Source organism: Shewanella sp. YLB-07, from assembly GCF_009377275.1.
Genome location: NZ_VOQB01000011.1, coordinates 1 through 22,159, shown reverse-complemented (window position 1 = coordinate 22,159; position 22,159 = coordinate 1). Strand labels below are relative to the sequence as shown.

At 45.9% G+C, this 22,159-nt stretch carries 19 protein-coding genes and 2 pseudogenes; 10 read left to right on the top strand and 11 right to left on the bottom strand.

What is annotated here, in order from left to right:
- Positions 1-120 precede the first annotated feature (120 nt).
- A complete protein-coding gene (locus tag FS373_RS21365) occupies positions 121-945 on the top strand; it encodes a substrate-binding periplasmic protein (RefSeq protein ID WP_152830550.1) in 825 nt (274 codons plus the stop codon).
- 145 nt (positions 946-1,090) lie between these two features.
- On the opposite strand, the pseudogene FS373_RS21360 reads toward FS373_RS21365, so the two are convergent.
- A pseudogene (locus tag FS373_RS21360) lies at positions 1,091-2,259 on the bottom strand (M48 family metallopeptidase); the annotation flags it as partial.
- A 244-nt stretch (positions 2,260-2,503) separates the two neighbouring features.
- Between FS373_RS21360 and FS373_RS21355 the strand changes: the two are divergent.
- Positions 2,504-3,529, top strand: a complete 1,026-nt coding sequence (locus tag FS373_RS21355) for an alpha/beta hydrolase (protein ID WP_144044678.1) — start codon at positions 2,504-2,506, stop codon at positions 3,527-3,529.
- 76 nt (positions 3,530-3,605) lie between these two features.
- Here the strand turns inward: FS373_RS21355 and FS373_RS21350 are convergent, their stop codons facing one another.
- Positions 3,606-4,523, bottom strand: a complete 918-nt coding sequence (locus tag FS373_RS21350) for a cation transporter (RefSeq protein ID WP_144044677.1) — start codon at positions 4,521-4,523, stop codon at positions 3,606-3,608.
- A 357-nt stretch (positions 4,524-4,880) separates the two neighbouring features.
- On the opposite strand from FS373_RS21350, the gene FS373_RS21345 reads away from it, so the two are divergent.
- A complete protein-coding gene (locus FS373_RS21345; RefSeq protein ID WP_144044676.1) occupies positions 4,881-5,177 on the top strand; it encodes a DNA polymerase III subunit epsilon in 297 nt (98 codons plus the stop codon).
- Positions 5,178-5,275: 98 nt separating this feature from the next.
- On the opposite strand, the gene FS373_RS21340 is transcribed toward FS373_RS21345, so the two are convergent.
- The 4 genes from FS373_RS21340 to FS373_RS21325 all read right to left on the bottom strand — a co-directional run bounded on the left by FS373_RS21340 (position 5,276) and on the right by FS373_RS21325 (position 9,183).
- On the bottom strand, positions 5,276-5,911 hold the full coding sequence (locus FS373_RS21340) for a hypothetical protein (RefSeq protein ID WP_152830549.1): 636 nt from the start codon (positions 5,909-5,911) through the stop codon (positions 5,276-5,278).
- 385 nt (positions 5,912-6,296) lie between these two features.
- Entirely contained in the window at positions 6,297-6,503 is a 207-nt protein-coding gene (locus FS373_RS21335; protein ID WP_152830548.1) for a hypothetical protein, read from the bottom strand.
- Between the two features lie 684 nt (positions 6,504-7,187).
- Positions 7,188-8,828 (bottom strand): chaperonin GroEL, encoded by a 1,641-nt coding sequence (gene groL / locus FS373_RS21330; protein ID WP_144044672.1) that lies wholly within the window; start codon positions 8,826-8,828, stop codon positions 7,188-7,190.
- Between the two features lie 64 nt (positions 8,829-8,892).
- Entirely contained in the window at positions 8,893-9,183 is a 291-nt protein-coding gene (locus FS373_RS21325) for a co-chaperone GroES (protein ID WP_013049650.1), read from the bottom strand.
- A 229-nt stretch (positions 9,184-9,412) separates the two neighbouring features.
- Here FS373_RS21325 and FS373_RS21320 point away from each other — a divergent pair, with 229 nt between their 5' ends.
- From FS373_RS21320 to FS373_RS21310, 3 genes are all read left to right on the top strand, one after another.
- On the top strand, positions 9,413-10,789 hold the full coding sequence (locus FS373_RS21320; protein ID WP_144044671.1) for an MATE family efflux transporter: 1,377 nt from the start codon (positions 9,413-9,415) through the stop codon (positions 10,787-10,789).
- A gap of 21 nt (positions 10,790-10,810) precedes the next feature.
- A complete protein-coding gene (locus tag FS373_RS21315) occupies positions 10,811-11,476 on the top strand; it encodes a Qnr family pentapeptide repeat protein (RefSeq protein WP_144044670.1) in 666 nt (221 codons plus the stop codon).
- A gap of 138 nt (positions 11,477-11,614) precedes the next feature.
- Positions 11,615-12,166 (top strand): hypothetical protein, encoded by a 552-nt coding sequence (locus FS373_RS21310; RefSeq protein WP_144044669.1) that lies wholly within the window; start codon positions 11,615-11,617, stop codon positions 12,164-12,166.
- Between the two features lie 68 nt (positions 12,167-12,234).
- Here FS373_RS21310 and FS373_RS21305 read toward each other — a convergent pair whose 3' ends face one another.
- The 3 genes and pseudogenes from FS373_RS21305 to FS373_RS21290 form a co-directional block, all read right to left on the bottom strand.
- Positions 12,235-13,869: a polysaccharide deacetylase family protein gene (locus FS373_RS21305; protein ID WP_152830547.1), complete on the bottom strand. Its 1,635-nt coding sequence runs from the start codon at positions 13,867-13,869 to the stop codon at positions 12,235-12,237.
- Between the two features lie 401 nt (positions 13,870-14,270).
- Positions 14,271-14,453: pseudogene (locus FS373_RS32225) on the bottom strand (LysR family transcriptional regulator); the annotation flags it as partial.
- 11 nt (positions 14,454-14,464) lie between these two features.
- Positions 14,465-15,409 (bottom strand): LysR family transcriptional regulator, encoded by a 945-nt coding sequence (locus FS373_RS21290; RefSeq protein WP_144044667.1) that lies wholly within the window; start codon positions 15,407-15,409, stop codon positions 14,465-14,467.
- A gap of 204 nt (positions 15,410-15,613) precedes the next feature.
- On the opposite strand from FS373_RS21290, the gene FS373_RS21285 reads away from it, so the two are divergent.
- The 4 genes from FS373_RS21285 to FS373_RS21270 all read left to right on the top strand — a co-directional run bounded on the left by FS373_RS21285 (position 15,614) and on the right by FS373_RS21270 (position 20,823).
- Positions 15,614-16,693, top strand: a complete 1,080-nt coding sequence (locus FS373_RS21285; RefSeq protein ID WP_152830546.1) for an efflux RND transporter periplasmic adaptor subunit — start codon at positions 15,614-15,616, stop codon at positions 16,691-16,693.
- Positions 16,694-16,759: 66 nt separating this feature from the next.
- A complete protein-coding gene (locus tag FS373_RS21280; RefSeq protein WP_322619547.1) occupies positions 16,760-19,834 on the top strand; it encodes an efflux RND transporter permease subunit in 3,075 nt (1,024 codons plus the stop codon).
- 219 nt (positions 19,835-20,053) lie between these two features.
- Complete coding sequence (locus FS373_RS21275; protein ID WP_152830544.1) at positions 20,054-20,422, top strand: hypothetical protein; 369 nt, start codon at positions 20,054-20,056, stop codon at positions 20,420-20,422.
- 35 nt (positions 20,423-20,457) lie between these two features.
- Positions 20,458-20,823: a hypothetical protein gene (locus FS373_RS21270; RefSeq protein ID WP_227993103.1), complete on the top strand. Its 366-nt coding sequence runs from the start codon at positions 20,458-20,460 to the stop codon at positions 20,821-20,823.
- 117 nt (positions 20,824-20,940) lie between these two features.
- Here FS373_RS21270 and FS373_RS21265 read toward each other — a convergent pair whose 3' ends face one another.
- Positions 20,941-21,243, bottom strand: a complete 303-nt coding sequence (locus tag FS373_RS21265) for a hypothetical protein (protein ID WP_152830543.1) — start codon at positions 21,241-21,243, stop codon at positions 20,941-20,943.
- A gap of 238 nt (positions 21,244-21,481) precedes the next feature.
- A complete protein-coding gene (locus tag FS373_RS21260) occupies positions 21,482-21,895 on the bottom strand; it encodes a hypothetical protein (protein ID WP_152830542.1) in 414 nt (137 codons plus the stop codon).
- Positions 21,896-22,159: the final 264 nt, after the last annotated feature.

Sequence of the window (22,159 nt, the reverse complement as noted above, 5' to 3'; positions counted from 1 at the left end):
CGATACCCAAGTCGCCTGAGATATAAAAAGTCGGTATTAGTTTACTCAGCCCCTACTTGTTACAAATCTGATATATTTAAAACTAATATATTTTGGTCAAGATGATGAAGAGGAAACTGGATGGGCTTTGAAAGAGAGACTCGTGTTGAACCGCTTCATTCATATTTCTCACATATTCTTGCCCGAATCCGATATTTATTGCCATTAATGGTGATGATCCTTTCGCTGTTTATCGACCCCGTAAAAGCCGATACATTAACGCTCTCTCTGACAACGGGTGACAATTACCCGCCTTTTACAAGCCGTGAACTTCCCCAAGGCGGCATGGCGACCACACTGGTGATCAACGCCTTCGAAAAATCTGGTTATTTGGTTGAAGAAATCGAATGGCTTCCATGGAAAAGAGGGTTTACGCTCACACAGCGAGGACAGTACCATGCTACATTCCCCTATGGTTGGACCCCAGAACGCGCAGAATATTTCTATTTTTCGGCTCCCTTCTTTCCGACAAAAAAATATGCTTGGTCGCGTTTGGGGCAAGCAAACACATTAACGAACGAAGAAGATTTACAGGGAACGGTTTATTGTAACCCGCGCGGATATGCGGACTTTGGGAAAATAAAGGAACTTATAGATCGAAACCTACTCCGCCGTGAGACACCCAATAGTATGCTGCATTGCTTCAAAATGTTGCTGCAAAAGCGGGTTGATTTCGTCAGTGCGGCCCCCAACGATGCCATGAAAGCACTTTTAGAGGCTGAGATATCGCCACAAGAGGTTCAACGATCTGAATTTGTTGTTACAGAAATCCCGCTTCATGTGATTGTACCCAAACAAATACCACGGGCTCAGGACATAATTGACGCCTTTAACAAGGGGTTAATTATACTCCGGGAAAATGGCCGTTATGAGGTTCTAAAGGAAGAATTCAATTGGGTGGAGTAACACAATGAAAAGTGAGAAAAGCGAGGTCAGAATCTGACCCAATCTGTTATAGGTGTCTATTATTTCACCAGCATCTAATTTAAGCATCCACATTAAACGCAAGACAGTCTCGCATTTAATGTAATAGCATAGACTTGGAACCAAGTTAGCCTTGGCAATCTACTGGTAAATAGTCATCTGGAATGTGTTCACTAGTGCACCTCCAACTGATGTAGCCCATTTCATCCACGTTCGGGATTAAGTAGATCTCATATTGCTGATAATCACCTAAAGCTGCAGAACCTAGAAAACTTAAAATGCCATCACTGTATAACCAGTAGGTAGGCAACTCACGCTCTAATGCGATATCAGCCACATCCCCAGGCCAATCATTGCGGGTCTTATAATAGGCTTCAACCGCCTCGCTCACAGGCATCATCGCCTTGTGGTTGGTTTCGACACTTTTAATCGCCAGAGTGATATCTGTTACTTGTGCCTCAGCCTCCACTTCGTCAGTGTCATACTGACTCATCTCCGCGGCTTCTACGCTTGATCTACGCTTGAATTTGTTTTCTCTAGATATTGTTTATATTGAGGAATCGCGATAGCAGCCATAATACCTATGATTGCCGCTAATACGATGATCCCCCCACCACCATTGCCCATACGTGGTACACACATACTAAATAAATAAGCGACGGCGTGGCGTGATGGTGGGAAATAAGTGCTGCCGGTAGACCGTGCATGCACCCGAGCCATACGCTTAGTCAACCAAGGATAGCTGCCGTTTAGCTCGTGCAGTGACATCCAAAAGCCATTTGTTTCTTTGGCTTGATTAATGTATTGCTCGACATTCATCCGCTTCCATTGCTCTACCCCAGCTGCGAGTACCGCTACGGCATTAGTGGCAGAACCGGGGTTGTTACAACAACGCTCGCCATGCAAATCACAGGTGTATTCACACGCTCTTGCGTAGGCCGGGCCAATCAAAGGTAACCAAGCCGAAAATACCAATAACGGTCCCTTGCCCAAGTGATTACGGTGAATGTGACCAAGCTCGTGACCGATATAAAAATTGAGTGCATCTTTATCGGTTTCTAACGCATCGACGATGGAAGAAAAAAGCACGATATAATTACGACGCAAGAAACGTGTCGCTAACGCATTCAACATACCGTCGGCCGCCAATAAATACACCTTAGGTGGTTCAGGCATATCTAAGCGTGCGCAGCAGGCCAAGTATTGAGTGTAAAGCTCTGGAAGTTGCTTTGTATTGACTTCAACCGCTGAGCCTTTTAAATAACACATGAAGGCCATATATGGCCATGTTACTATCTTCATTAGAAAACCAGTTGCACACCCACCATTTATCCGACTGCGAATTAGCCATCGTTCAGCTCGATTGGCTTTTATAAGTAAGTAGAAAATTGGTAACTAGCTGTAGATTAGGATGTTATTGATTTCCAGTGAATGGCTTGATTTTTTATTAATCCAAAGTTGATTTTATAGCCACCAATAAATCTTCTAAAAATGGTTGTGAAAGATGAATAGAAAAGTATTAGGACGATCATAATTACGTATGAATTCTACGACGATAGCGGCTGATTTTTATGTGCCATCAACCATCTCTGCAGAGGGGCAGGCTTTCCTAAGTAAAACCTTCTCCCATGAAATTAGAAATGCTTCTGTTATTCCCTCTGAGCTTGATAGTGAGGGCTGGAAGCAGTTGCAAGATTTGTCAAACGAACAGGTAAAATCATTCAATGATTCAGTGGTATCACTTTATCAGCCTCATATAGAGGAAATGATGCTCGAGGGTGTACGAATACTCGATATTAAACCTCAAAATTGGCAAGATAACGCTAAAGTCCTTGTCTATATTCATGGTGGTGCTTATGTTGCCTATAACCCTGAATCTACACTAGCCAGTAGTGTCCCTGTCGCTGCAGATACCGGGACTAGAGTCATCTCAGTCGATTATACCCTCGCGCCACATGCACAATATGACATTATTATCGATCAAGTCTTAAGTGTGTTTAAAGGGCTAAAAAAGCTTGGCTACAAAATGTCAGATATCGCTGTATATGGCGACTCTGCAGGCGGAGGGCTAGCGGCAAGCAGTATACTTAAGATGCGTGATCTAGGTGAAGAGCTTCCTGCTGCATTGGTATTATGGTCTCCTTGGGCTGATATAACCGAAACAGGCGATACTTATCATACTTTAAAAGATGCCGATCCACTTTATCTGTATGAGTTACTCCTGAAACCGTCGGCAGATGCTTACGCTGATATTAAAGATCAAAAGCATCCTTATGTTTCACCTGTATACGGCGATTATAGCAAGCCATTTCCACCTACTTTGATTCAAGCTGGAACTAAAGAGATATTTTTGAGTAATGCGGTACGTCTTTACCAACAAATTGACAGTCAAGGTGGTGAGGTGAAATTAGATATCTACGAAGGAATGTGGCATGTATTTCAAGCGTTTTCATATTATATTCCTGAAGCGCAACTGGCACGTAAGAAGATGGCTAAGTTCATATCAGGGAAGTTCACCGCTAGTGAGAAGTCAGCTGATAATACCAGTCCCACTATAAATAGGTGATCAGTTCAGAGCCACTCAGGCTGAAAGATCACATTATTAGTAGGATTAATATAAGATGCTCAACGACTCTAACAAATTAAACCAATACCAACTCAACATCAACAAAAGTAAACTCATCTGTAAGCTCTGCCTTCAAAGATTCCTTCATCATCATGACGGCATTGCTATTACTCCCTGATAACTTACTTAAAGACAAGCTAATAATCACCAAGTAGCTACTACCAGTCTTACCGATATTGAGTGACTCGGAGCTTATTCCTTGCAGTTCAAGTTGGCGATTTACTTTATCTTCGATAAGTTGATGTTGTGCTTCATCCTGCAATTTACCACCCGCCAACTCAACAAATGCCTCTTTAATAATGCCTACAGGCTGACCAAGTATTGCAATAGCGAGAAGTATCACTAACAAAGCATCACCAATATACAGCAGAAAGTCAAATTGACTTCCGGGTTGAACATAACCAATCACAACTAAGATAGCACCCGTGGAAGCCGAAAGTATTCCGTCGATAAATGAGGCTTTTTGGTCAACTTTGAGCATTGAACTACCCATCTTAATACGCCTGTTTTGCACTCGATACATTGCCGATAAACCCCAACATATTGATACCATGGCTATCGCATAGTAGGCGATTGGTCCTGTCTTAATCATATTAAGCGGCTCTCCTTCCAAGTATTGGAAGACCTTATTGGCATTAGAGGTTATGGCCGAGATGATAACGCCGAGCAACAACAAGCCTTTCATCAACGAATACAGAGCTTCGGTAACGTACAAACCAAAGGGAAATGTCTCTGAACGAATAGTCTTAATTTTCGAGATTTTAAACGCCACTATAGAAGATAAAAACAGGATAAATGACATGTTACCGTCTAGTAGCAGAGCTTCAGACCCTGACAGGTAGAATGTAAACCAGCCGCTCAATGCCATCACAAAGTTGGCAACAAGACCGATGGAAATCGATTGGCGCTCAATAATTCCAATTTTATCTTTCATAATTCTCTACACATTATACGTCGGTTAATTTAACAGTTGATCAGCTAGTTAGTCGTTCATTCTAGTACTAATAAGCAGCCAAAGCTAAACTCAAAATACCACCTTATATCCTCTATATCAGGTCAGGTGACTTATCATTATGAAAAAGTAGAAATAACAAAACAACAACAAAATAACAAAGACGGCCTAAAACCTGACTAAAGGTAGGCTAAAGGTAGGCTAAAGCTAGATACCATGGGGCTTGAAACGCATCTTATGCTAAAATCCTGCTATCAGCTTTATGAATGTGCAACAGATCTCATTTGTTTGACTGAGCGTAGTGAAACCTACCGTGATTAACTAATGAGGATACAAGATATGAACAAGTTAAATGCCGAAGAGCGTAAAGCCCGAGATAATGAACGTTTTTCACAGCGAGTGGATGAGCGGAGGGTAAAGGGCGAAGATGTCGTTGCTTACGCACTAGCCAATAAGAAAGCCTTTAAGTTTCTGACTAAGTCAGAGAAGCACAGCCTTAAGGAAAGACAAGCAGTGCTTCTGGAAGAAGCGAAGATTAAAGCACAAGAAGCAATGAAGCTTAGAGATGAACAAGAATTAGAAAAGGTTGAAGCGGCATTTCCCGAAGAGGAAGACACGACCAACAGCCATAGTTAATTATTATAGCTGGCCGAGTTCAAAATATGTGGGGGCAGGAAATAGAATGCCCCTACAAAGGAGTCGACCCTGACCCTGACGGCGCCCGATTGATTAGCTTAAAACAAATCTTCCAGCCACTTTTTGGTCAGGCCAATACCGACCATAGCCTTAAGTTTTATTAGCGCCATAGTATCACCAGACTCCAATATCGCAGGGCCACAACGCGGGTCTGAGCGCTGTAATGCTCCGGTCATTTTATGATTAATTGGGATCGGTTCACAGCCGTGTCCTGACTCACAAATAAAGTCCCATTTCTCTTTAGCGGGCGCATGACAAGCGAAGCAGTTGCCACCGAAACGATTCACCACATCAAGGAAACCACGTTTTGCAATTGTAGAACCACTTTCATTAACTTCCAATTCAAAAAATTCCCAGTCACCGGTTGCCATAAAAGTGCCTGGCTCGCGCTTGACCATCACTTCCGTAGGTACCAGTTGCACCACTGATCCGGTCGGATAAACAGCCCCCTCAGGAGAATTTGCTGCGGCCAGAGTTCCTTCAATATCTCCCAGCAGATTGTCTACGTAAAAATGGCGCACTGGCGTCATTTCTCGTATGCAGCTAAAACTCTCTTCGTCGATAGTTATAACGGCGGATGCAACTTCAGGCGTTGCCGCATAACTCACTGTACTGCTGATCAGTGTAATGAACAAAATCATCATCCATTGACCAATAGTTAATACTGTTTTCATGGTGTTCCTTATTGTTAAAGCTTATAAAACGAGCCAAATTTAAATCGTGTTTTCGCTACAGGCATTCACAGAGTTACCAGTGGTATCTTGTACTCTTGCCCCATAAGCTTATGGCGGCGACACCTACAGCCATTGAATACGTTTATTCTATTAATCCCCACTATGGTTGCACGCAATTAAATTGCCAGCAATCATATTGAATTTGTTTGATATTGACAATATTTCTGCTGCATAAACTTTTCAAATAAGCACATTTTTTCAAGCCAAACTATCTTAGTTAACTCTAGTCATAAGAACTTTATGTAGTGTAAAAGTCGGGGGGAGTTTGAGTATTGGTGATAAATAGGGTCAGAGTCTGACCCTGACGAATCCCCACTTTAGACTACTACTTAATGAATCCTGAAATTACACTCCAATCAACTTTACTATCGAGAAAATAGATTGCAGAAAGACCACCAAGACTAAACCAAAGCTTCTTTAGTGCAAAAATTAGTTTTTGAATTGATAAGCATAAGTTACCAATACTATCTATAACTAATTCCCCCTGCTTAACATGAGCAGAAGCTTTTTTGCCCCAAGTTGGTTTAACCATACAATCATCTCACTTACCTTTAATAAGACTAATTATACCAAGCTCATCGGACCAGTAAAATAACAGTTGACAACTCACCATAACATCAAATTAGTTAATAGTAAGAGAGGGGGGATAATTGAGGCTACGACTGAGAATGTGGCAGAGCCCTAGCTCATGAACGAGAAGCATGGACGTTGAACTGGCCTTGTAAATAGATGCACATCCCAAAGCAGTCCTCCTTGCCCTACTCTTTATTACTAGAAGGGGTGGGAAACCTGCGACCTTAATCAAGCGCAGCTTGGTTAGCTTACAAGCTAAGAACAAAGCAGTGGTTCCCGGCCTAAAAGAACACCGGGATGACAGAATGGATTCCGGCCCAAGAGCATTGCCGGAATGACGGTGTAGATGGCCGCGCTGGCAGCTAGAAAACAAATCCCCTCTTAGTACATCCCTATACTCCGGGGATAACCACATCCATGTGCAAAAAAGCCCCGACACTGTTAAGTATCGGGGCTTTCATTACTCTTTTTCAAGAAATGAGGCTTTAAGCTTTTAGGCTTTAGACCAGCAATGATTTTTTGCTAATTTTGGCGAAGGATAAATCGTGTTAGTACAAGGCGCTGTGAGCGACGCGTAGTCTTTCTTACGCGAGCGAACAGCAACGCCGTAATCACCGATTTAGACCAGTCAAAAAAGCAAAAATTACATCATGCCGCCCATACCACCCATACCACCCATTCCGCCCATATCAGGTGCAGAAGCATCTTGTGGAACTTCGGCAACCATACATTCGGTTGTGATCATCAGGCCAGCAATAGATGCTGCGAACTGTAGCGCGCTACGAGTCACTTTAGTTGGATCTAGGATACCCATCTCAAGCATGTCACCGTAAGTGTCGTTACCTGCGTTGTAACCGTAGTTACCAGTGCCGTTCTTAACGTTGTTAGCAACAACTGAACCTTCTTCACCCGCGTTAATCGCGATCTGGCGTAGAGGAGCTTCCATGGCGCGAATTGCGATAACCACACCGTGCTTCTGATCTTCGTTAAGTACTTCAATATCAGCAATCTTGCTGGCAACACGTACCAGAGCAACACCACCACCGGCAACAACACCCTCTTCGACTGCTGCGCGAGTCGCGTGAAGTGCATCTTCTACACGTGCCTTCTTCTCTTTCATCTCAATTTCGGTAGCTGCACCGACCTTGATCACTGCAACACCGCCGGCTAGCTTAGCCATGCGCTCTTGTAGCTTCTCTTTGTCGTAATCAGAGGTAGACTCTTCAGCCTGGATCTTAATCTGTGAAACGCGAGCCTTGATTTGGCTCTCTTCACCAGCACCGTCGATGATAGTCGTGTCATCTTTAGTGATGATAACGCGCTTAGCCGTACCAAGATCTTCCAGAGTGGCTTTCTCAAGCTCTAGACCAATCTCTTCAGCGATAACGGTGCCGCCGGTCAAGATAGCGATATCTTGTAGCATAGCCTTACGTCGGTCACCGAAACCTGGTGCCTTAACGGCAGCAACTTTCACGATACCGCGCATGTTGTTGACTACGAGTGTCGCTAAGGCTTCACCTTCAACGTCTTCGGCGACGATAAGCAGTGGCTTACCAGTCTTAGCCAGACCTTCAAGGATAGGCAGTAGCTCACGAATGTTAGATACTTTCTTGTCTACAAGAAGAATATATGGGCTTTCAAGCTCAACACTGCCAGTCTCTGGCTTGTTGATGAAGTATGGAGACAGGTAACCGCGATCGAACTGCATACCTTCTACTACGTCCAGCTCGTTTTCCAGAGCCTGACCTTCTTCAACTGTGATAACGCCTTCTTTACCTACGCGCTCCATCGCTGTTGCGATGATTTCGCCGATAGTCTCGTCAGAGTTAGCTGAGATAGTACCAACCTGAGTGATAGCATTTGTGTCAGCACACTCTTGAGATAGGTTTTTAAGCTCGGCAACGGCTGCAATAACCGCTTTGTCGATACCGCGCTTAAGATCCATTGGGTTCATGCCAGCTGCGACGGCTTTAAGGCCTTCGTTAACGATAGATTGAGCAAGAACGGTAGCGGTAGTGGTACCGTCACCGGCTTCGTCGTTGGCTTTAGAAGCAACTTCTTTAACCATCTGCGCGCCCATGTTCTCGATCTTGTCTTCAAGTTCGATATCTTTAGCTACTGTGACACCATCTTTGGTGATCAGTGGTGCGCCGAAGCTCTTGTCCAGAATCACATTACGACCCTTAGGGCCCAGAGTGACTTTAACTGCGTTTGCTAGAATGTTTACGCCCGCAAGCATTTTTACACGTGCGTCGTTACCAAATAATACTTCTTTAGCTGCCATGTTCTTTATCCTTTAAAATTTGTTTGAATGGGATGCTGAAACTTAATGAGTTCTTAGCAAGTGCTTAGCTCACTACAGCCATTAGGTCAGATTCTGAAAGGATCAGAACTTCTTCACCATCAATCTTCTCTTTCTTCACGCCGTAACCTTCGTTGAAGATCACTATGTCACCCACTTTTACGTCTAGTGGTTGAACAGAACCATTCTCAAGAATTCGGCCATTGCCTATTGCAAGAACTTCACCGCGAGTCGATTGCTCGGCAGCACTACCTGTCAGTACGATGCCACCAGCAGATTTTGATTCAACTTCAGAACGCTTAACTATGACACGGTCATGTAATGGACGAATGTTCATCTATGGACTCTCCTAATGATTTTGCCCAACATATTAAGGCAGGCAAATAAAAAATTTTACGACAAAATTATCTGTAAATTACGTCGCTTGATGTTGGATATATGGGGCCATCTAGATGAGAACCAAGGTCTTTACAAAAATAATCTCACTTTTTTTATCCGGCTTTTATAAAAGCAGCACCAATCCTGATAGAATTGCCCTCCTCCAGTAGACAAGACAAGACTTCTCCATGAAAGACAGACACGGGCTGCTCACCCAGCCAATCGGTCGTGTACTGCTAAATATGAGCCTCCCAAACCTGATTGGTATCTTGACCATTCTTGGGTTCAGCCTAGTCGACACATTTTTTATCAGTCAGTTAGGCACCGAATCTCTGGCGGCCATCAGCTTCACCTTCCCAGTGACTCTGATTATATCCAGCATAGCCATAGGTATAGGCGCCGGTGTGTCGACTAACTTAGGCCGTCTCATAGGCGGTGGTCAGGCAGATAAGGCCAAGGTGTTTCTGCATGACTCATTGTTACTGACCTTTATGCTGACTGCGCTTATCTCCATGCTGGGTAGCCTGTGCATGGGCCCGTTATTTAGCCTGCTGGGCGCCAATGACTCCAGCCTGCCACTGATAGATGACTACATGTTTATCTGGTATCTGGGAGCCCCTCTGTTGGTGCTGCTCATGGTTGGTAATCAGGGACTGCGTGCCACGGGAGACACTCGCTCACCGGCTAAGATTATGATGTTGGCGGCCTTGATTAACCTTATTCTCGATCCCCTGCTTATCTTCGGCATCGGCCCTTTTCCCAGACTAGAGATCCAAGGCGCGGCCATAGCCACGGTTATTTCCTGGGCGGTAGCCCTGTCGTTATCCAGCTATCTGTTAATATTTAAGCGTCACTTAGTGGAGTTTGCCGACCTCAACATTGAGCGCCTCAAGTGCAACTGGAAACAGCTGGCTCATATCGCTCAGCCTGCGGCCCTGATGAACCTACTCAACCCACTCGCCAATGCGATGATCATGGCCATGCTAGCCCGTATCGATCATGGTGCAGTCGCCGCCTTCGGCGCCGGGATCCGTATCGAGTCCGTATTATTAATAGCCGTGATGGCATTATCATCCAGCCTGGTGCCCTTTATCGCCCAAAACTTAGGCGCGGGTCAGACCGAACGTGCCCGTGATGCCTTGCTGCTATCACTCAAATTTATTTTGGTGTTTCAGACCTTGCTCTACCTGCCACTGCTACTATTAGCCGAGCCAATTGCTCAGTTATTCAGTGGCGACCCTCAAGTCGTAGAGTGGTTGTCTTTCTATATCTTAATGATCCCCGCCGCCTACGGTCCCCTGGGTATCGTTATCTTGATGGCCACATCACTCAATGCCTACCACAGACCCATGAGCTCTCTGGTCCTCAATGTGTGTCGCCTGTTTCTGATCATGCTGCCTTTGGCCGCTCTGGGGTCTTACCTGGGTGGTGTCAAAGGCCTGCTACTGGCATTGCCTATCACTAACACCCTGATGGGTATCGCCTGTTATATTCTGGCGAAAAATATCTCCGAGCCGGAGCAGCTAAAATACACACAAGCTTATGCCCCTGAAACTAAAAAATAACGCGAAAGGTAACTGACTGATATGCAGCCTGATACTTACACAGACAAAACATTTGTCGATGCTAACTTCAGTGGCGAAGATCTGCAGGATGCCAGGTTCGAACGCTGTGAATTTTATCGCTGTGATTTCAGTCGCGCCGATCTGACCGATGCCTGCTTTATTAATTGCAGGTTCGTCGAGACGGGCACGAGTGAAGGCTGTAACTTCAATTATGCCACTCTTATTAGCGCCAGCTTCAAACACTGTAACCTGAGCATGGCGCTATTTATCGGGGCTCGCTGTTTCGGTATCGAGCTTAGGGAATGCAACCTACAAGGTGCGGACTTCGCCCGGGCCAGCTTTGCTAACCAGATCACCCACAAGACCTTCTTCTGCAGCGCCTACATCACGGAATCTAACCTCTCTTACGCCAATTTAGAGTCGGCCAAATTAGAGAAGTGCGACCTGATGGACAATCGCTGGCGCGGCGCTAACCTACTCGGCGCATCTATGAAGGGATCAGATCTCAGCGGCGGCGAGTTCTCCCAATCACAATGGGGCACATTCGAGCTAGAAGGCAGTAACTTATGCAGGGTGGAACTGGATGGACTGGATCCCCGCAACGTCAAGCTCGAGGGCGTGATGATAAACCAGTGGCAGCAGGAGCAACTGCTGACACCACTGGGGATCATAGTCGCGCCGGACTAAGAAGGCTAATAAGTGGCTCAAGACAGAGCGAAGCAAGCTTAGACTAACCTACATGCGTAATAGCTTTTCTATTGTTAAAACAGTAATATTGTATCGGAATAGCACTGTTAGCCTCATACATGGAATGTAAGGATAGATATGTATAATCTCTTTAAAATCACTGTTATCGCTGTAATCATCACCTTTGTTTATCAACAGTGGTTTGCCGCCCTCCCCCTCACAGGCTACCATCTCTCGTCTGTCCCCGTAAAAGTTAAAATGCTAAGCGGATCTCAAGTCAGTCGCAGCACGGATACCACCTCTGATATAGAGTCAATTATCGCTCCTAAAAGCAAAGAGAAGCCAATTGTTATGGTCGCGATGTCCGTGAGCTCAACCATGGAGAACTTTGAGGAGTCCGACATAGAGTTCATCCCTGATGAATACCAGAAGTTTGATCAATTAGGTTCTATCTACGGCAATATTGCTGGCAAAAGCTTTTCCGTCAAACAGGATCGTGGTTTTATCGATCAAAATGGCAAGCGGGGCTACCAGATGACGATGAAAATGACGGCTCAAGAGAAAGAATTCACCTTAGTACAGCAGGTGTTTATTGTCGGCGAACATCTACTGGTCTTTATGGCCAGCTACAGTGATACACAAGAGGAAAATACCGCCATGGCTTTCCTCGATTCCATTGAGTTTTTATAACACCTGTGTAAGCTTACGGATAACTAAGTGTTCCGTTATCCGTAACCACTTTCGGCGTTCCTACTGTGTTACCTTTTATCACTAATCCCAAGCATGGTCTCCAGATTAACGAATCGATACCCTTGGCTACGGTAGTAATCGATAACGGCAGGCAGAGCATCGACGGTATTTGTCCTGTTGCCACCAGCGTCGTGCATCAGGTTAATCACCTCGGGATGCAGATTATTGATCATCACATCACTGATATTCTCTACCGTGACTATAGGTGAGTTCCAGTCTCGGGTGTCCACCGACCATAAAATCACTTTCATGCCTTTTTCGTCCAGGAAGGCTACTTGCTCATCAGTGATCTCGCCATAGGGTGGACGATAGAAGCGAGGTGAAATACCTAACATAGTTTCAAACAACTCATTGGTTTTCAGTATTTGCGTTTGCCACAGATCATTATTCGTCAATGAGCGCCCATGAGGGTGGCTCCAACTGTGGTTTGCTAGTGTGTGCCCCTCGGCTAAGGCTCGCGACATAATGGCTTGATTGGACTTCATGTTTTGACCCATCCAGAAGAAGCTGGCCGGGATCTTATACTGAGCCAAGAGATCTAAAATCTGGGTGGTATAGATAGAGGGGCCATCATCGAAGGTTAAAGCGATAAGCTTGTCTCGATTCCACCCCTCAAGAAAATAGGCCCCGATATAGTCACTGGCCTGCCTGGTAAGCTCACTGATCTCGACTTGATTAGCCACATCGCCAGTTCTGACGTATTGCTCATCCTTATGATTCACTGTTATCGACGAAGCTAAGTTAATCCGAAATAGCCCAGGGTCCAGTGAGAATGCATTGCTGGCATCGCTGCCTGGATAACGGCTGAAATGCTGCTCCACTAAGTAATAACCTAGCTTCCAGGCAATACCATCATCTTTCGGTTCTGTCCCATCAAACCAAACATCGACACCAGTGCCGTTATCAATTTCATTATCGATAGCTGACTTAGCCTGAGTGATTGCATCATTGAGTGCTACACCTATCAATTCTGTCTCTTGGTATAAATGAGCAGGCTTGAGCTTTGACTCAATAAAATGCAGTGCTAATCCGTTACTCACTAGTTTGCCCAGCAGACCATCTTCAACTTGATGAGCCTGTCTTAAGGCCAGATAGATAGCCCTAGCCAAAGGCTGAGTAAGGACGCTATCTTCAGGGACTACAGCAAGGGTCAAGATCACTCGACTCTGACCTAGTTCGGAGCTAGAAATGTCGATAATAAAAGCTTGAGTTTGCAGCGGATCTAGCTTGATGCCTAAAACAAAAGTGTCGAGCGTAAATTGGCTAGAGAAGGCATTGGAAAGCCTGGCTAATTGAGCGTTAAGTCCTGATAACATCTCTTCACTTGGCTCACTATCAATTGCCCAGTAGGTTGGCAGAGCGAGTTCATCCAAGATGGGTTGATAATCGACACCAGCTAGCGTGACACTCGCCCTTGGGGTTTTTCCATTACCAGAATCATTATTGCCAGAGTTATCCGTGCTGCCAGAGCTAATAGACGTTGTATCGACAGGCACCTTAGCCGTTGAGCCACTGCTTCCCCCACAGGCCGATAATAACAGGGAGGCTAACACCCAGATTAACAGTAACACGCTCTCTGACAATATCGGTCGTTCACTATTTTCGATTGCCTGTGACCTTTGCTTAGACTCAATCAACATCATATTCTATATCCCTATCTGTCTTATACCGATTGGTATTAGTTCATTCTCACCCGTGGTCATTTACAGCTAAGAGCATCAGACAGCGAAGCAGGTGACAGCGCTGTCATTTATTTGTTTATTTAGATTAACAAATAACCAGGGGGATAGGTAATGGAAAAGGTACGAGTTCCTAGGATCTAAAGCCTAGACCCTAGGTCCTGGGCTTCATTAAACCCAGGACTTGATAGATCCACGTAGCCGCTCTTCTCGGCCGCAACCTTTACCCGCACTACAACGCTCAAGCGCGCCTAGCATGTGGTCGATAAACCTCTGGCTCGCTAAGCTGATGAAACGTCTTGAAGGGTAGACCAGGTAGCACTTGCCAACATTATATGATTCTACATCTTCAAATTTGGCTTAAGTTAGACCCATGACTTAATAGATCCACGTAGCCGCTCTTCTCGGCCGCAACCTTTACCCGCACTACAACGCTCAAGCGCGCCTAGCATGTGGTCGATAAACCTCTGGCTCGCTAAGCTGATGAAACGTCTTGAAGGGTAGACCAGGTAGCACTTGCCAACATTATATGATTCTACATCTTCAAATTTGGCTTAAGTTAGACCCATGACTTAATAGATCCACGTAGCCGTTCCTCCCTTCCGCAACCTTTACCCGCACTACAACGCTCAAGCGCGCCTAGCATGTGGTCGATAAACCTCTGGCTCGCTAAGCTGATGAAACGTCTTGAAGGATAGACCAGGTAGCACTTGCCGACGTAAGGCTCTACATCTTCAAACAACATAGTCAGCTCACCTCGCTCAACATACTCACGAGTCAGCTTTGTGGGCAAAAAAGCAATACCCCGGCCAGTTAGGCTCGCTTCCAGACAGAGCTGAATACTATTGAGACACAAGTTACCTTTCACCGCTATCTTCATATCATTGCCGAAGGGGACTTCATTGAAAATTCGACCGTTAGGGTAACGAAACAGTATAGAGTTATGCAGCTCGAGCTCCTCTGGCAACACAGGCGTGCCAGCCTTGGCCAGATAATCCGGACTGGCAACAAAATGCAGCTCTTCGCTGATCACCTCTCGCGCCACCATCTCATTTTCATTAAATGAATCTTCTACCATAAAGGCGAGATCGATATTGTTACGGATCATATCCTGAGGATCAGTGCTGACAATCAGCTCGACGGTGAGCTCAGGGTGATGATCCATAAACTCGAAAATGCCATTGGCAATATCCAGTAGCTCGGGCACGGGAAACATGAGGATACGTAGGTGGCCGCCAATCTCGGCTTGAGTATCCGTGAGCTCCACCAGAGTCTGCTCAAGATCCCCGAGGATTGCTAAGGTTTTGTCGTAGAAATGGCTCCCCGAAGCCGTTAACGTCATGGCTCGGCTCTGACGATGAAATAATTTAACCTTAAGCTCATCTTCTAATGCCTGCAGACGGCGGCTCACGGTCGACTTAGGCAGATTCAGCAGATCCGAAGCTTCTACTAAACTCCCCGTTTCTACGATGCGATGGAACAGGGAAATATCTTCAGTTTTCATAACTAACTCTCACTAACTCTCGATGATTTTCACACTCAAATCGGTAACGAAAATGATCATGCTCACGCTTGATTTTAACAATCAAGCCTAAACAGTCTCATTTTATGGAACTTATAATTCCATATATTCCCATTTTGTTCAATATTAGATACTGCTATCTTAGCCAGTATTGATACATCTTGTCGCACACATGGAAACTGGTTTATGAAGTACCTAGCAAAAACATTCGCAGCCTTAATGATCACAGGCATATTGGCTGGCTGCAGCGCAGAGTCGATCGAAGTTGCCCCACAAAGCATTAGACCAGTGAAGTTATTGGAAGTCACAGATGTTAATGCTGCTTCTATTCGTGTCTTTCCGGCAAAAATAGCCGCCACTAAGCAGGCAGATTTAGGCTTTAGAGTGTCCGGTCAGCTGATCGATTTTACTCTGGTGGAAGGTCTGCATGTGAAAAAAGGCGCTATTTTGGCTAGGCTGGATGACAGAGATGCCCGCAATACCTTACTCAACCGCGAAGCCGATCATGAGCTCGCCACCGCCGACTATAAACGTAAGGGTGAGCTCTTACGCCGCCAGTTGATCTCACCGGCAGATTACGATCTCTCTAAGGCTCAACTCAAATCAGCCACTGCTGCTCTGGCCAACGCCCGCGATCAATTGAGCTACACCAATTTGCTCGCACCATATGACGGCACGGTCGCTAAGATCGCCATAGACAATTATCAGATGATTCAAGCAAACCAGTCGGTGCTCGTGTTACAGAAAGATCGTAATATCGACGTGGTGATCCAGGTACCTGAGTCTATGGCCAGCCAGGCAATCAAATTTAATCCCCATGCTAAATTTCAACCTCAGGTACGTTTCAGCGCTCAGCCGGAGCAAGCCTATCCGGTAAAACTGAAAGAGCACGCGACTCAAGTGACTCCAGGCACTCAAAGTTACGAAGTAGTCTTCACACTCCCCAGACCCACTCAAATCAATATTCTTCCTGGTATGAGCGCCGAGTTGACCTTAGATCTCTCTATAGACTCCCAGTTAGATAAGGCAGTGATCCCAGCCAGTGCAGTGATGAAGCGTGATCAAGATGGTGAGAGTATCATCTGGCTCTACCATGCAGACACAGGCAAGGTGACTCCGCAAATCGTCACCTTAGGCCGAGTCACCACAGATGGCATAGAGATCTTAACAGGCTTGAACAAGGGCGATCAACTAGTGGTAGCCGGTGTACAGTACTTGTCAGCAGAACAGAAAGTTAAACCTCTCCACTGGCAACGCGGGGTGTAATACCAATCCTACTTAATATCATCTAAGCCTTTATTTTTACTTTTTCGCCTGCAAGGATTTTACGCCGTGAATTTCGCACAATACTCTATAGAACATAAAGTGGTGAGCTGGATGTTTGCCCTATTGCTACTCGTGGGGGGCAGCATCTCATTTCTTGGGCTAGGTCAGCTCGAATTCCCTGAGTTCACCCTCAAGCAGGCACTCGTTGTCACCGCCTACCCTGGCGCTTCACCCGAACAGGTCGAAGAGGAGGTTACCCTTCCTCTGGAAGATGCCCTGCAACAACTCGATGCTATCAAGCATATCACTTCGATCAACAGTGCCGGCCTGTCTCAGATAGAAATTGAGGTCCACGAGCATTACGGTGCAGACGAACTGCCTCAGGTGTGGGACGAGGTACGCCGTAAGATCAACGACAAAATAGGTGAACTGCCACCAGGGGTTGCGACTCCTTCTGTTATCGATGATTTCGGCGATGTGTACGGTATTTTGCTCAACATTTCAGGGGATGGCTACACTAGCCGTGAGTTACAAAATTATGCCGATTTTCTCAGGCGTGAACTTGTGCTTGTCGATGGTGTGAAAAAAGTCACCATAGCCGGCAAAATTACCGAGCAAGTCGTGGTCGAGATTTCCCAGCAGAAACTCAATGCCCTAGGCCTGGATCAAGACTACATCTATAGCCTGATCAATAGCCAGAACGTCGTCTCCAATGCCGGCAGTATCCGCGTGGGCGATAATCGCATTCGTATCCACCCCACCGGTGAATTTAGTCAGGTGGAGCAGATGGAGCGCCTGTTAATCAGCGCGCCAGGCAGTACAAAATTGGTCTACCTTGGCGATATAGCCCAGGTCTATAAAGATAACGATGAGACTCCAACCAATATCTACCACGGCAATGGCGAATCAGCCCTGTCTATCGGCATCTCATTTTCCAGTGGCGTCAACGTGGTCGATGTCGGCGCAGCCATCAATGAAAGACTCGTCGAGCTAGATAACGAGCGTCCAATAGGCATAGAACTCAACACTGTCTATGACCAGAGCAAGATGGTCGATCAGACCATCACAGGTTTCTTAATCAATCTGGCCGAGTCTATTGCCATAGTGATCGTCGTGCTCTTGGTATTCATGGGTGTGCGTGCCGGTCTACTGATGGGACTGGTACTGCTATTGACCATATTAGGCACCTTCATCATGATGAAAGTGCTCAATATTGAGCTGCAGATCATCTCCCTCGGCGCCCTCATCATCGCCCTGGGTATGCTGGTCGATAACGCCATCGTGGTGACCGAAGGCATACTCATAGGCATCAAGCGTGGCCAAAGCCGACTAGAGACATCTAAACAGGTGGTGTCACAGACTCAATGGCCGCTACTTGGCGCCACAGTCATCGCTATTCTTGCCTTCGCTCCGATTGGCTTGTCAGACACGGCCACGGGTGAGTTCTGTGTCTCCTTATTCCAGGTCTTACTGATCTCGCTGTTTATCAGTTGGATCACCGCCATGACCTTAACCCCCTTCTTCTGCCACTTGATGTTTAAAGATGGCGAAGTCAGCAGTGATGAGATTGAGGACCCTTACAAGGGCTTGATATTCCAGTTGTACCGTACCAGCTTAAATCTGGCGATGCGTTTTCGCGCCGTCACCCTGCTCATCGTTATCGCGGCACTGTTCACTTCGGTAATGGGCTTCGGATACGTGAAAAATGTCTTCTTCCCAGCCTCAAACACGCCTATGTTCTTCGTGGATGTATGGATGCCCGAAGGCACAGATATTAAGGCGACAGAACACCTGCTCGGCCGCATAGAAAAAGACCTGCTCGCCCAGCAAGAGACCCATGATATCGGTCTGGTTAACCTCACCAGTGTTGTCGGTCAGGGCGCCCAAAGATTCGTGCTCTCCTATGTCCCGGAGAAAGGCTACAGCTCCTACGGTCAGCTACTGATCGAGATGACAGATCTCACCAGCTTAGATAGATACATGCGCACCTTAGAGAAGGAGTTAAGCCTCAAGTATCCCGAAGCCGAGTATCGTTTCAAATATATGGAGAATGGTCCTAGCCCTGCGGCTAAGATAGAGGCGCGCTTCTACGGTGAAGATCCTCTGGTACTGCGCCAGCTTGCTACCCAAGCCAAGGCTATTTTAGATGCTGAGCCGACAGCCGTAGGTGTGAGACATAGCTGGCGTAATCAGGTGACTCTGATCCGCCCGCAACTTGCACTCGCTCAGGCCCGTGAAACCGGGATCAGCAAACAAGATCTCGATAACTCACTGCTGGTCAACTTCAGTGGTAAGCAAGTCGGTGTCTATCGTGAGAACAGCCATCTGATGCCCATCATAGCCAGGGCTCCGGCCGAGGAACGCCTCGATGCCGACAGCCTGTGGAAACTTCAGGTCTGGAGCTCAGAAAACAACGTCTTCGTGCCTGCCACTCAGGTGGTCTCAGAGTTCAGCACCGAGTGGGAAAACCCGCTTATCATGCGCCGCGACAGGAAACGTATGCTGGCCGTGTATGCCGATCCAATCAACGGCACCGATGAGACTGCAGATTCGGTGTTTCGAAAAATCAGAGCGGACATAGAAGCCATCCCACTTCCAAGTGGTTATGAGTTCGAATGGGGAGGCGAGTACGAGACAGCAGGAGAGGCCCAGGTCTCGGTATTTAGCTCAATACCTATGGGCTATCTGGCCATGTTCCTCATTACAGTGTTGCTGTTTAACTCGGTGCGTCAGCCTCTGGTTATCTGGTTTACCGTTCCACTAGCCTTAATAGGTGTGGTATCTGGCCTACTAATATTCGATGCTCCCTTCAGCTTCATGGCGCTGCTAGGTCTATTGAGTCTGACTGGCATGATCATCAAAAATGGCATAGTACTGGTAGATCAAATAAATCTGGAACTGAGTGAAGGCAAGGAGGCTTATCGGGCTGTGGTCGATTCGTCCGTGAGCCGGGTAAGACCCGTGTTGATGGCAGCGATAACGACTATGTTGGGAATGGTGCCTCTGCTATCTGATGCCTTCTTTGGCTCTATGGCTATCACCATTATCTTCGGCCTGGGCTTCGCCTCAGTGCTGACACTCATCGTCTTACCCGTCACTTATACCTTGGCATTCCGTATTCCTTACCCTAAACAGGCATAAGGAAACAACAGCAAAAAATGGCTTAAAAAAGAAAGTAGTAAGAGGAAAGAACAAGGAGAAGGCTAACGACTCAGCGATTAACAAGTAACTTGCTTCCCGGCAATCCCGATCCCATTGCGGATCGGGTTTACTTTTAGCCCGAGGAAGTATTAAAGCGGCATTAATGCCAATACCTTGATACTGTATTGGGAGTGACTCCCCATTTATAGGTCGATTCAAATGAAATATGCCCACCTCTTATCCTTTACCTTGGCCGCCAGCCTATTGAGCACTATGCCTGTCACTGCTCAAGGGAATCAATTAGATGATAATCCTTCGCTGACCTATCGAGTCGGCGTCATGGTCGAGGAAATTTCAGACGCCTTAACTAAGCCAAATGATACCGAGTCACTCGCCACCATAAGCCAATATGGTACAGATTCACGTTATTACGTGATGATCCGCGGCTGGTTAGTACAGGAACTCGCAGGCGTCCAGAGCCAGTTAGACGCTAGCCAAACAAACGAGTCCAACTCAGAAAATAAACAAAAATTCATCGACAAAGTGACATTTTTACAGCGGGCCATTCGTCGAATTGATTTAGAATGATTGCAACATACGTATCTAGCAACAAAGAAGCTCATATGAAAAAGGCAATCACAGCCGCGCTGATCTCAGCCTTCGTCTGTCCGGGAACAGGCCATTTCTACTTGAAGAAATATAATATCGGCACCCTTATCTCTGCCGTCAGCCTGAGCGGGCTAGTCTATCTCCTCTATCAGGCGGTAGAGCGAGCACAAGAGATCTCAGATCAGATATTATCCGGTGCCGTTCCGCTGGATTTTAATCTGATCTATCAGATGATCACCGAGCAACCCAGTGGCGCAAAGGCACTCTACGCATCTATTGCCACTTGGACATTTATCATTGGCTGGCTGGTTGGGGTTATCGATGCCTATCGACTGGGGCACGCTTTGGATAAGAGCCTGGATAAAGCTGATAAGCGATAAGCAATAAGCAATAAGCAATCAGTGAAAAAAGAAAGGCCCAGAACAATCCATCTTAATCCGGGCCTTTGCTTCTTACTATTTCCTATTTATTAAATTAGTACTTTTAACGGCTAACTCTTAGATACGCTTCATTGCCGTTGTCGTAGAGAAATCATGTTGAGTCGAAGGGTTCACACCCTTTTGGGCGACTGCTGGTTCATTGATAGAAAACAAATATTTGTCGCTTGCCGCTACCGTTTTAGAAAAATCATGTCGGGTCGACACTTGTTGCAACTGATTTCCCTTAGCAGGCTGATTATTTGAAAAATCGTAGCTGGATTTTGCAGCCGATGTCTTAGAAAAATCAGGAATATCTGCAAAAGCAGACGCCGATGAAAACACAAATACTGCAGATAAGGCCACGCTGGTTAATAACTTCATATAAAACTCCAATCTTTTTTGACCACAAGTATGTAACAACAACTCTAAGTTAGTTTTTACAAATTGTGAACAAATTAATTACATTTGATGCAAATTAATACAAGTGTGATTAAGTTGCCAAAATAAACTTTGGGGGCGTGGCTGAGCAATTTCACTACAGGACAACTCCTAAACAAGACCATTGTTAAGTCAGGAATAGAACTGTGAGTAGAAAAGAAAAACCACAAGAGAGTTGGAATTAACTTATTGGAGGGCGATAAACTTGTGCGGCATCGGCAGTCTGAATAGACCAGAGTCGATTAGGGATCCGTTCACTGGATGTAGAAGCTATCAAATCTAGGGAAGATTGGATAAATATACCAGTCATAGAGGCGCAATGAGTCACACAGTGACCACTGGCTAATATGATACAAGCTAGGTCACACTGAACGACACTTTGGGGGAGATCTGGACTGGTTGAGGTTTTAGCCTCAAGGGTAGAGGTAGCAACAGTTTGTCGGACCTCATCTTTTTGCTGAGAGCCAGCTTCCTGTAGCAAAGCAGATTTATGACTCATGGAATGTAAAAAGTCAGGCATGGCCATCGCCGGCGACAAGAGGTTTTGTCCAACTAATGCGATAAACAACAGCAGATGTATGATCTGTTTTGTCATGAGTTAAATTATTCAGCCTTAAAAAATGCTACAAGGAATGGATGACACAAGGATAGACATTCGTCACCTTAAAAAGTTGCATACCCGACATGTTTTTTTACTGTAATACATGGGGTTAAAAGCTAAGACGACGGCTGCGTCCTAAGAGAGCATCATCTCAGCTCTACCAGCAAAGCATCATCTCAGCTCAACCAGCAAAGCATCATCTCGGCTCAACCAGCGAAGCATCATCTCAGCTCTACCAGCAAAGCATCATCTCGGCTC

Excerpts from the sequence above, each read along its gene's own strand:
- groL (WP_144044672.1), bottom strand. The coding sequence starts at position 8,828 with ATGGCAGCTAAAGAAGTATTATTTGGTAACGACGCACGTGTAAAAATG.
- FS373_RS21275 (WP_152830544.1), top strand. The coding sequence starts at position 20,054 with ATGAAATATGCCCACCTCTTATCCTTTACCTTGGCCGCCAGCCTATTG.
- FS373_RS21355 (WP_144044678.1), top strand. The coding sequence starts at position 2,504 with ATGAATTCTACGACGATAGCGGCTGATTTTTATGTGCCATCAACCATC.
- FS373_RS21350 (WP_144044677.1), bottom strand. The coding sequence starts at position 4,523 with ATGAAAGATAAAATTGGAATTATTGAGCGCCAATCGATTTCCATCGGT.
- FS373_RS21285 (WP_152830546.1), top strand. The coding sequence starts at position 15,614 with ATGAAGTACCTAGCAAAAACATTCGCAGCCTTAATGATCACAGGCATA.
- FS373_RS21305 (WP_152830547.1), bottom strand. The coding sequence starts at position 13,869 with ATGATGTTGATTGAGTCTAAGCAAAGGTCACAGGCAATCGAAAATAGT.
- FS373_RS21335 (WP_152830548.1), bottom strand. The coding sequence starts at position 6,503 with ATGGTTAAACCAACTTGGGGCAAAAAAGCTTCTGCTCATGTTAAGCAG.
- FS373_RS21320 (WP_144044671.1), top strand. The coding sequence starts at position 9,413 with ATGAAAGACAGACACGGGCTGCTCACCCAGCCAATCGGTCGTGTACTG.
- FS373_RS21340 (WP_152830549.1), bottom strand. The coding sequence starts at position 5,911 with ATGAAAACAGTATTAACTATTGGTCAATGGATGATGATTTTGTTCATT.
- FS373_RS21270 (WP_227993103.1), top strand. The coding sequence starts at position 20,458 with ATGAAAAAGGCAATCACAGCCGCGCTGATCTCAGCCTTCGTCTGTCCG.
- FS373_RS21325 (WP_013049650.1), bottom strand. The coding sequence starts at position 9,183 with ATGAACATTCGTCCATTACATGACCGTGTCATAGTTAAGCGTTCTGAA.
- FS373_RS21315 (WP_144044670.1), top strand. The coding sequence starts at position 10,811 with ATGCAGCCTGATACTTACACAGACAAAACATTTGTCGATGCTAACTTC.
- FS373_RS21365 (WP_152830550.1), top strand. The coding sequence starts at position 121 with ATGGGCTTTGAAAGAGAGACTCGTGTTGAACCGCTTCATTCATATTTC.
- FS373_RS21290 (WP_144044667.1), bottom strand. The coding sequence starts at position 15,409 with ATGAAAACTGAAGATATTTCCCTGTTCCATCGCATCGTAGAAACGGGG.
- FS373_RS21345 (WP_144044676.1), top strand. The coding sequence starts at position 4,881 with ATGAACAAGTTAAATGCCGAAGAGCGTAAAGCCCGAGATAATGAACGT.
- FS373_RS21265 (WP_152830543.1), bottom strand. The coding sequence starts at position 21,243 with ATGAAGTTATTAACCAGCGTGGCCTTATCTGCAGTATTTGTGTTTTCA.
- FS373_RS21310 (WP_144044669.1), top strand. The coding sequence starts at position 11,615 with ATGTATAATCTCTTTAAAATCACTGTTATCGCTGTAATCATCACCTTT.
- FS373_RS21260 (WP_152830542.1), bottom strand. The coding sequence starts at position 21,895 with ATGACAAAACAGATCATACATCTGCTGTTGTTTATCGCATTAGTTGGA.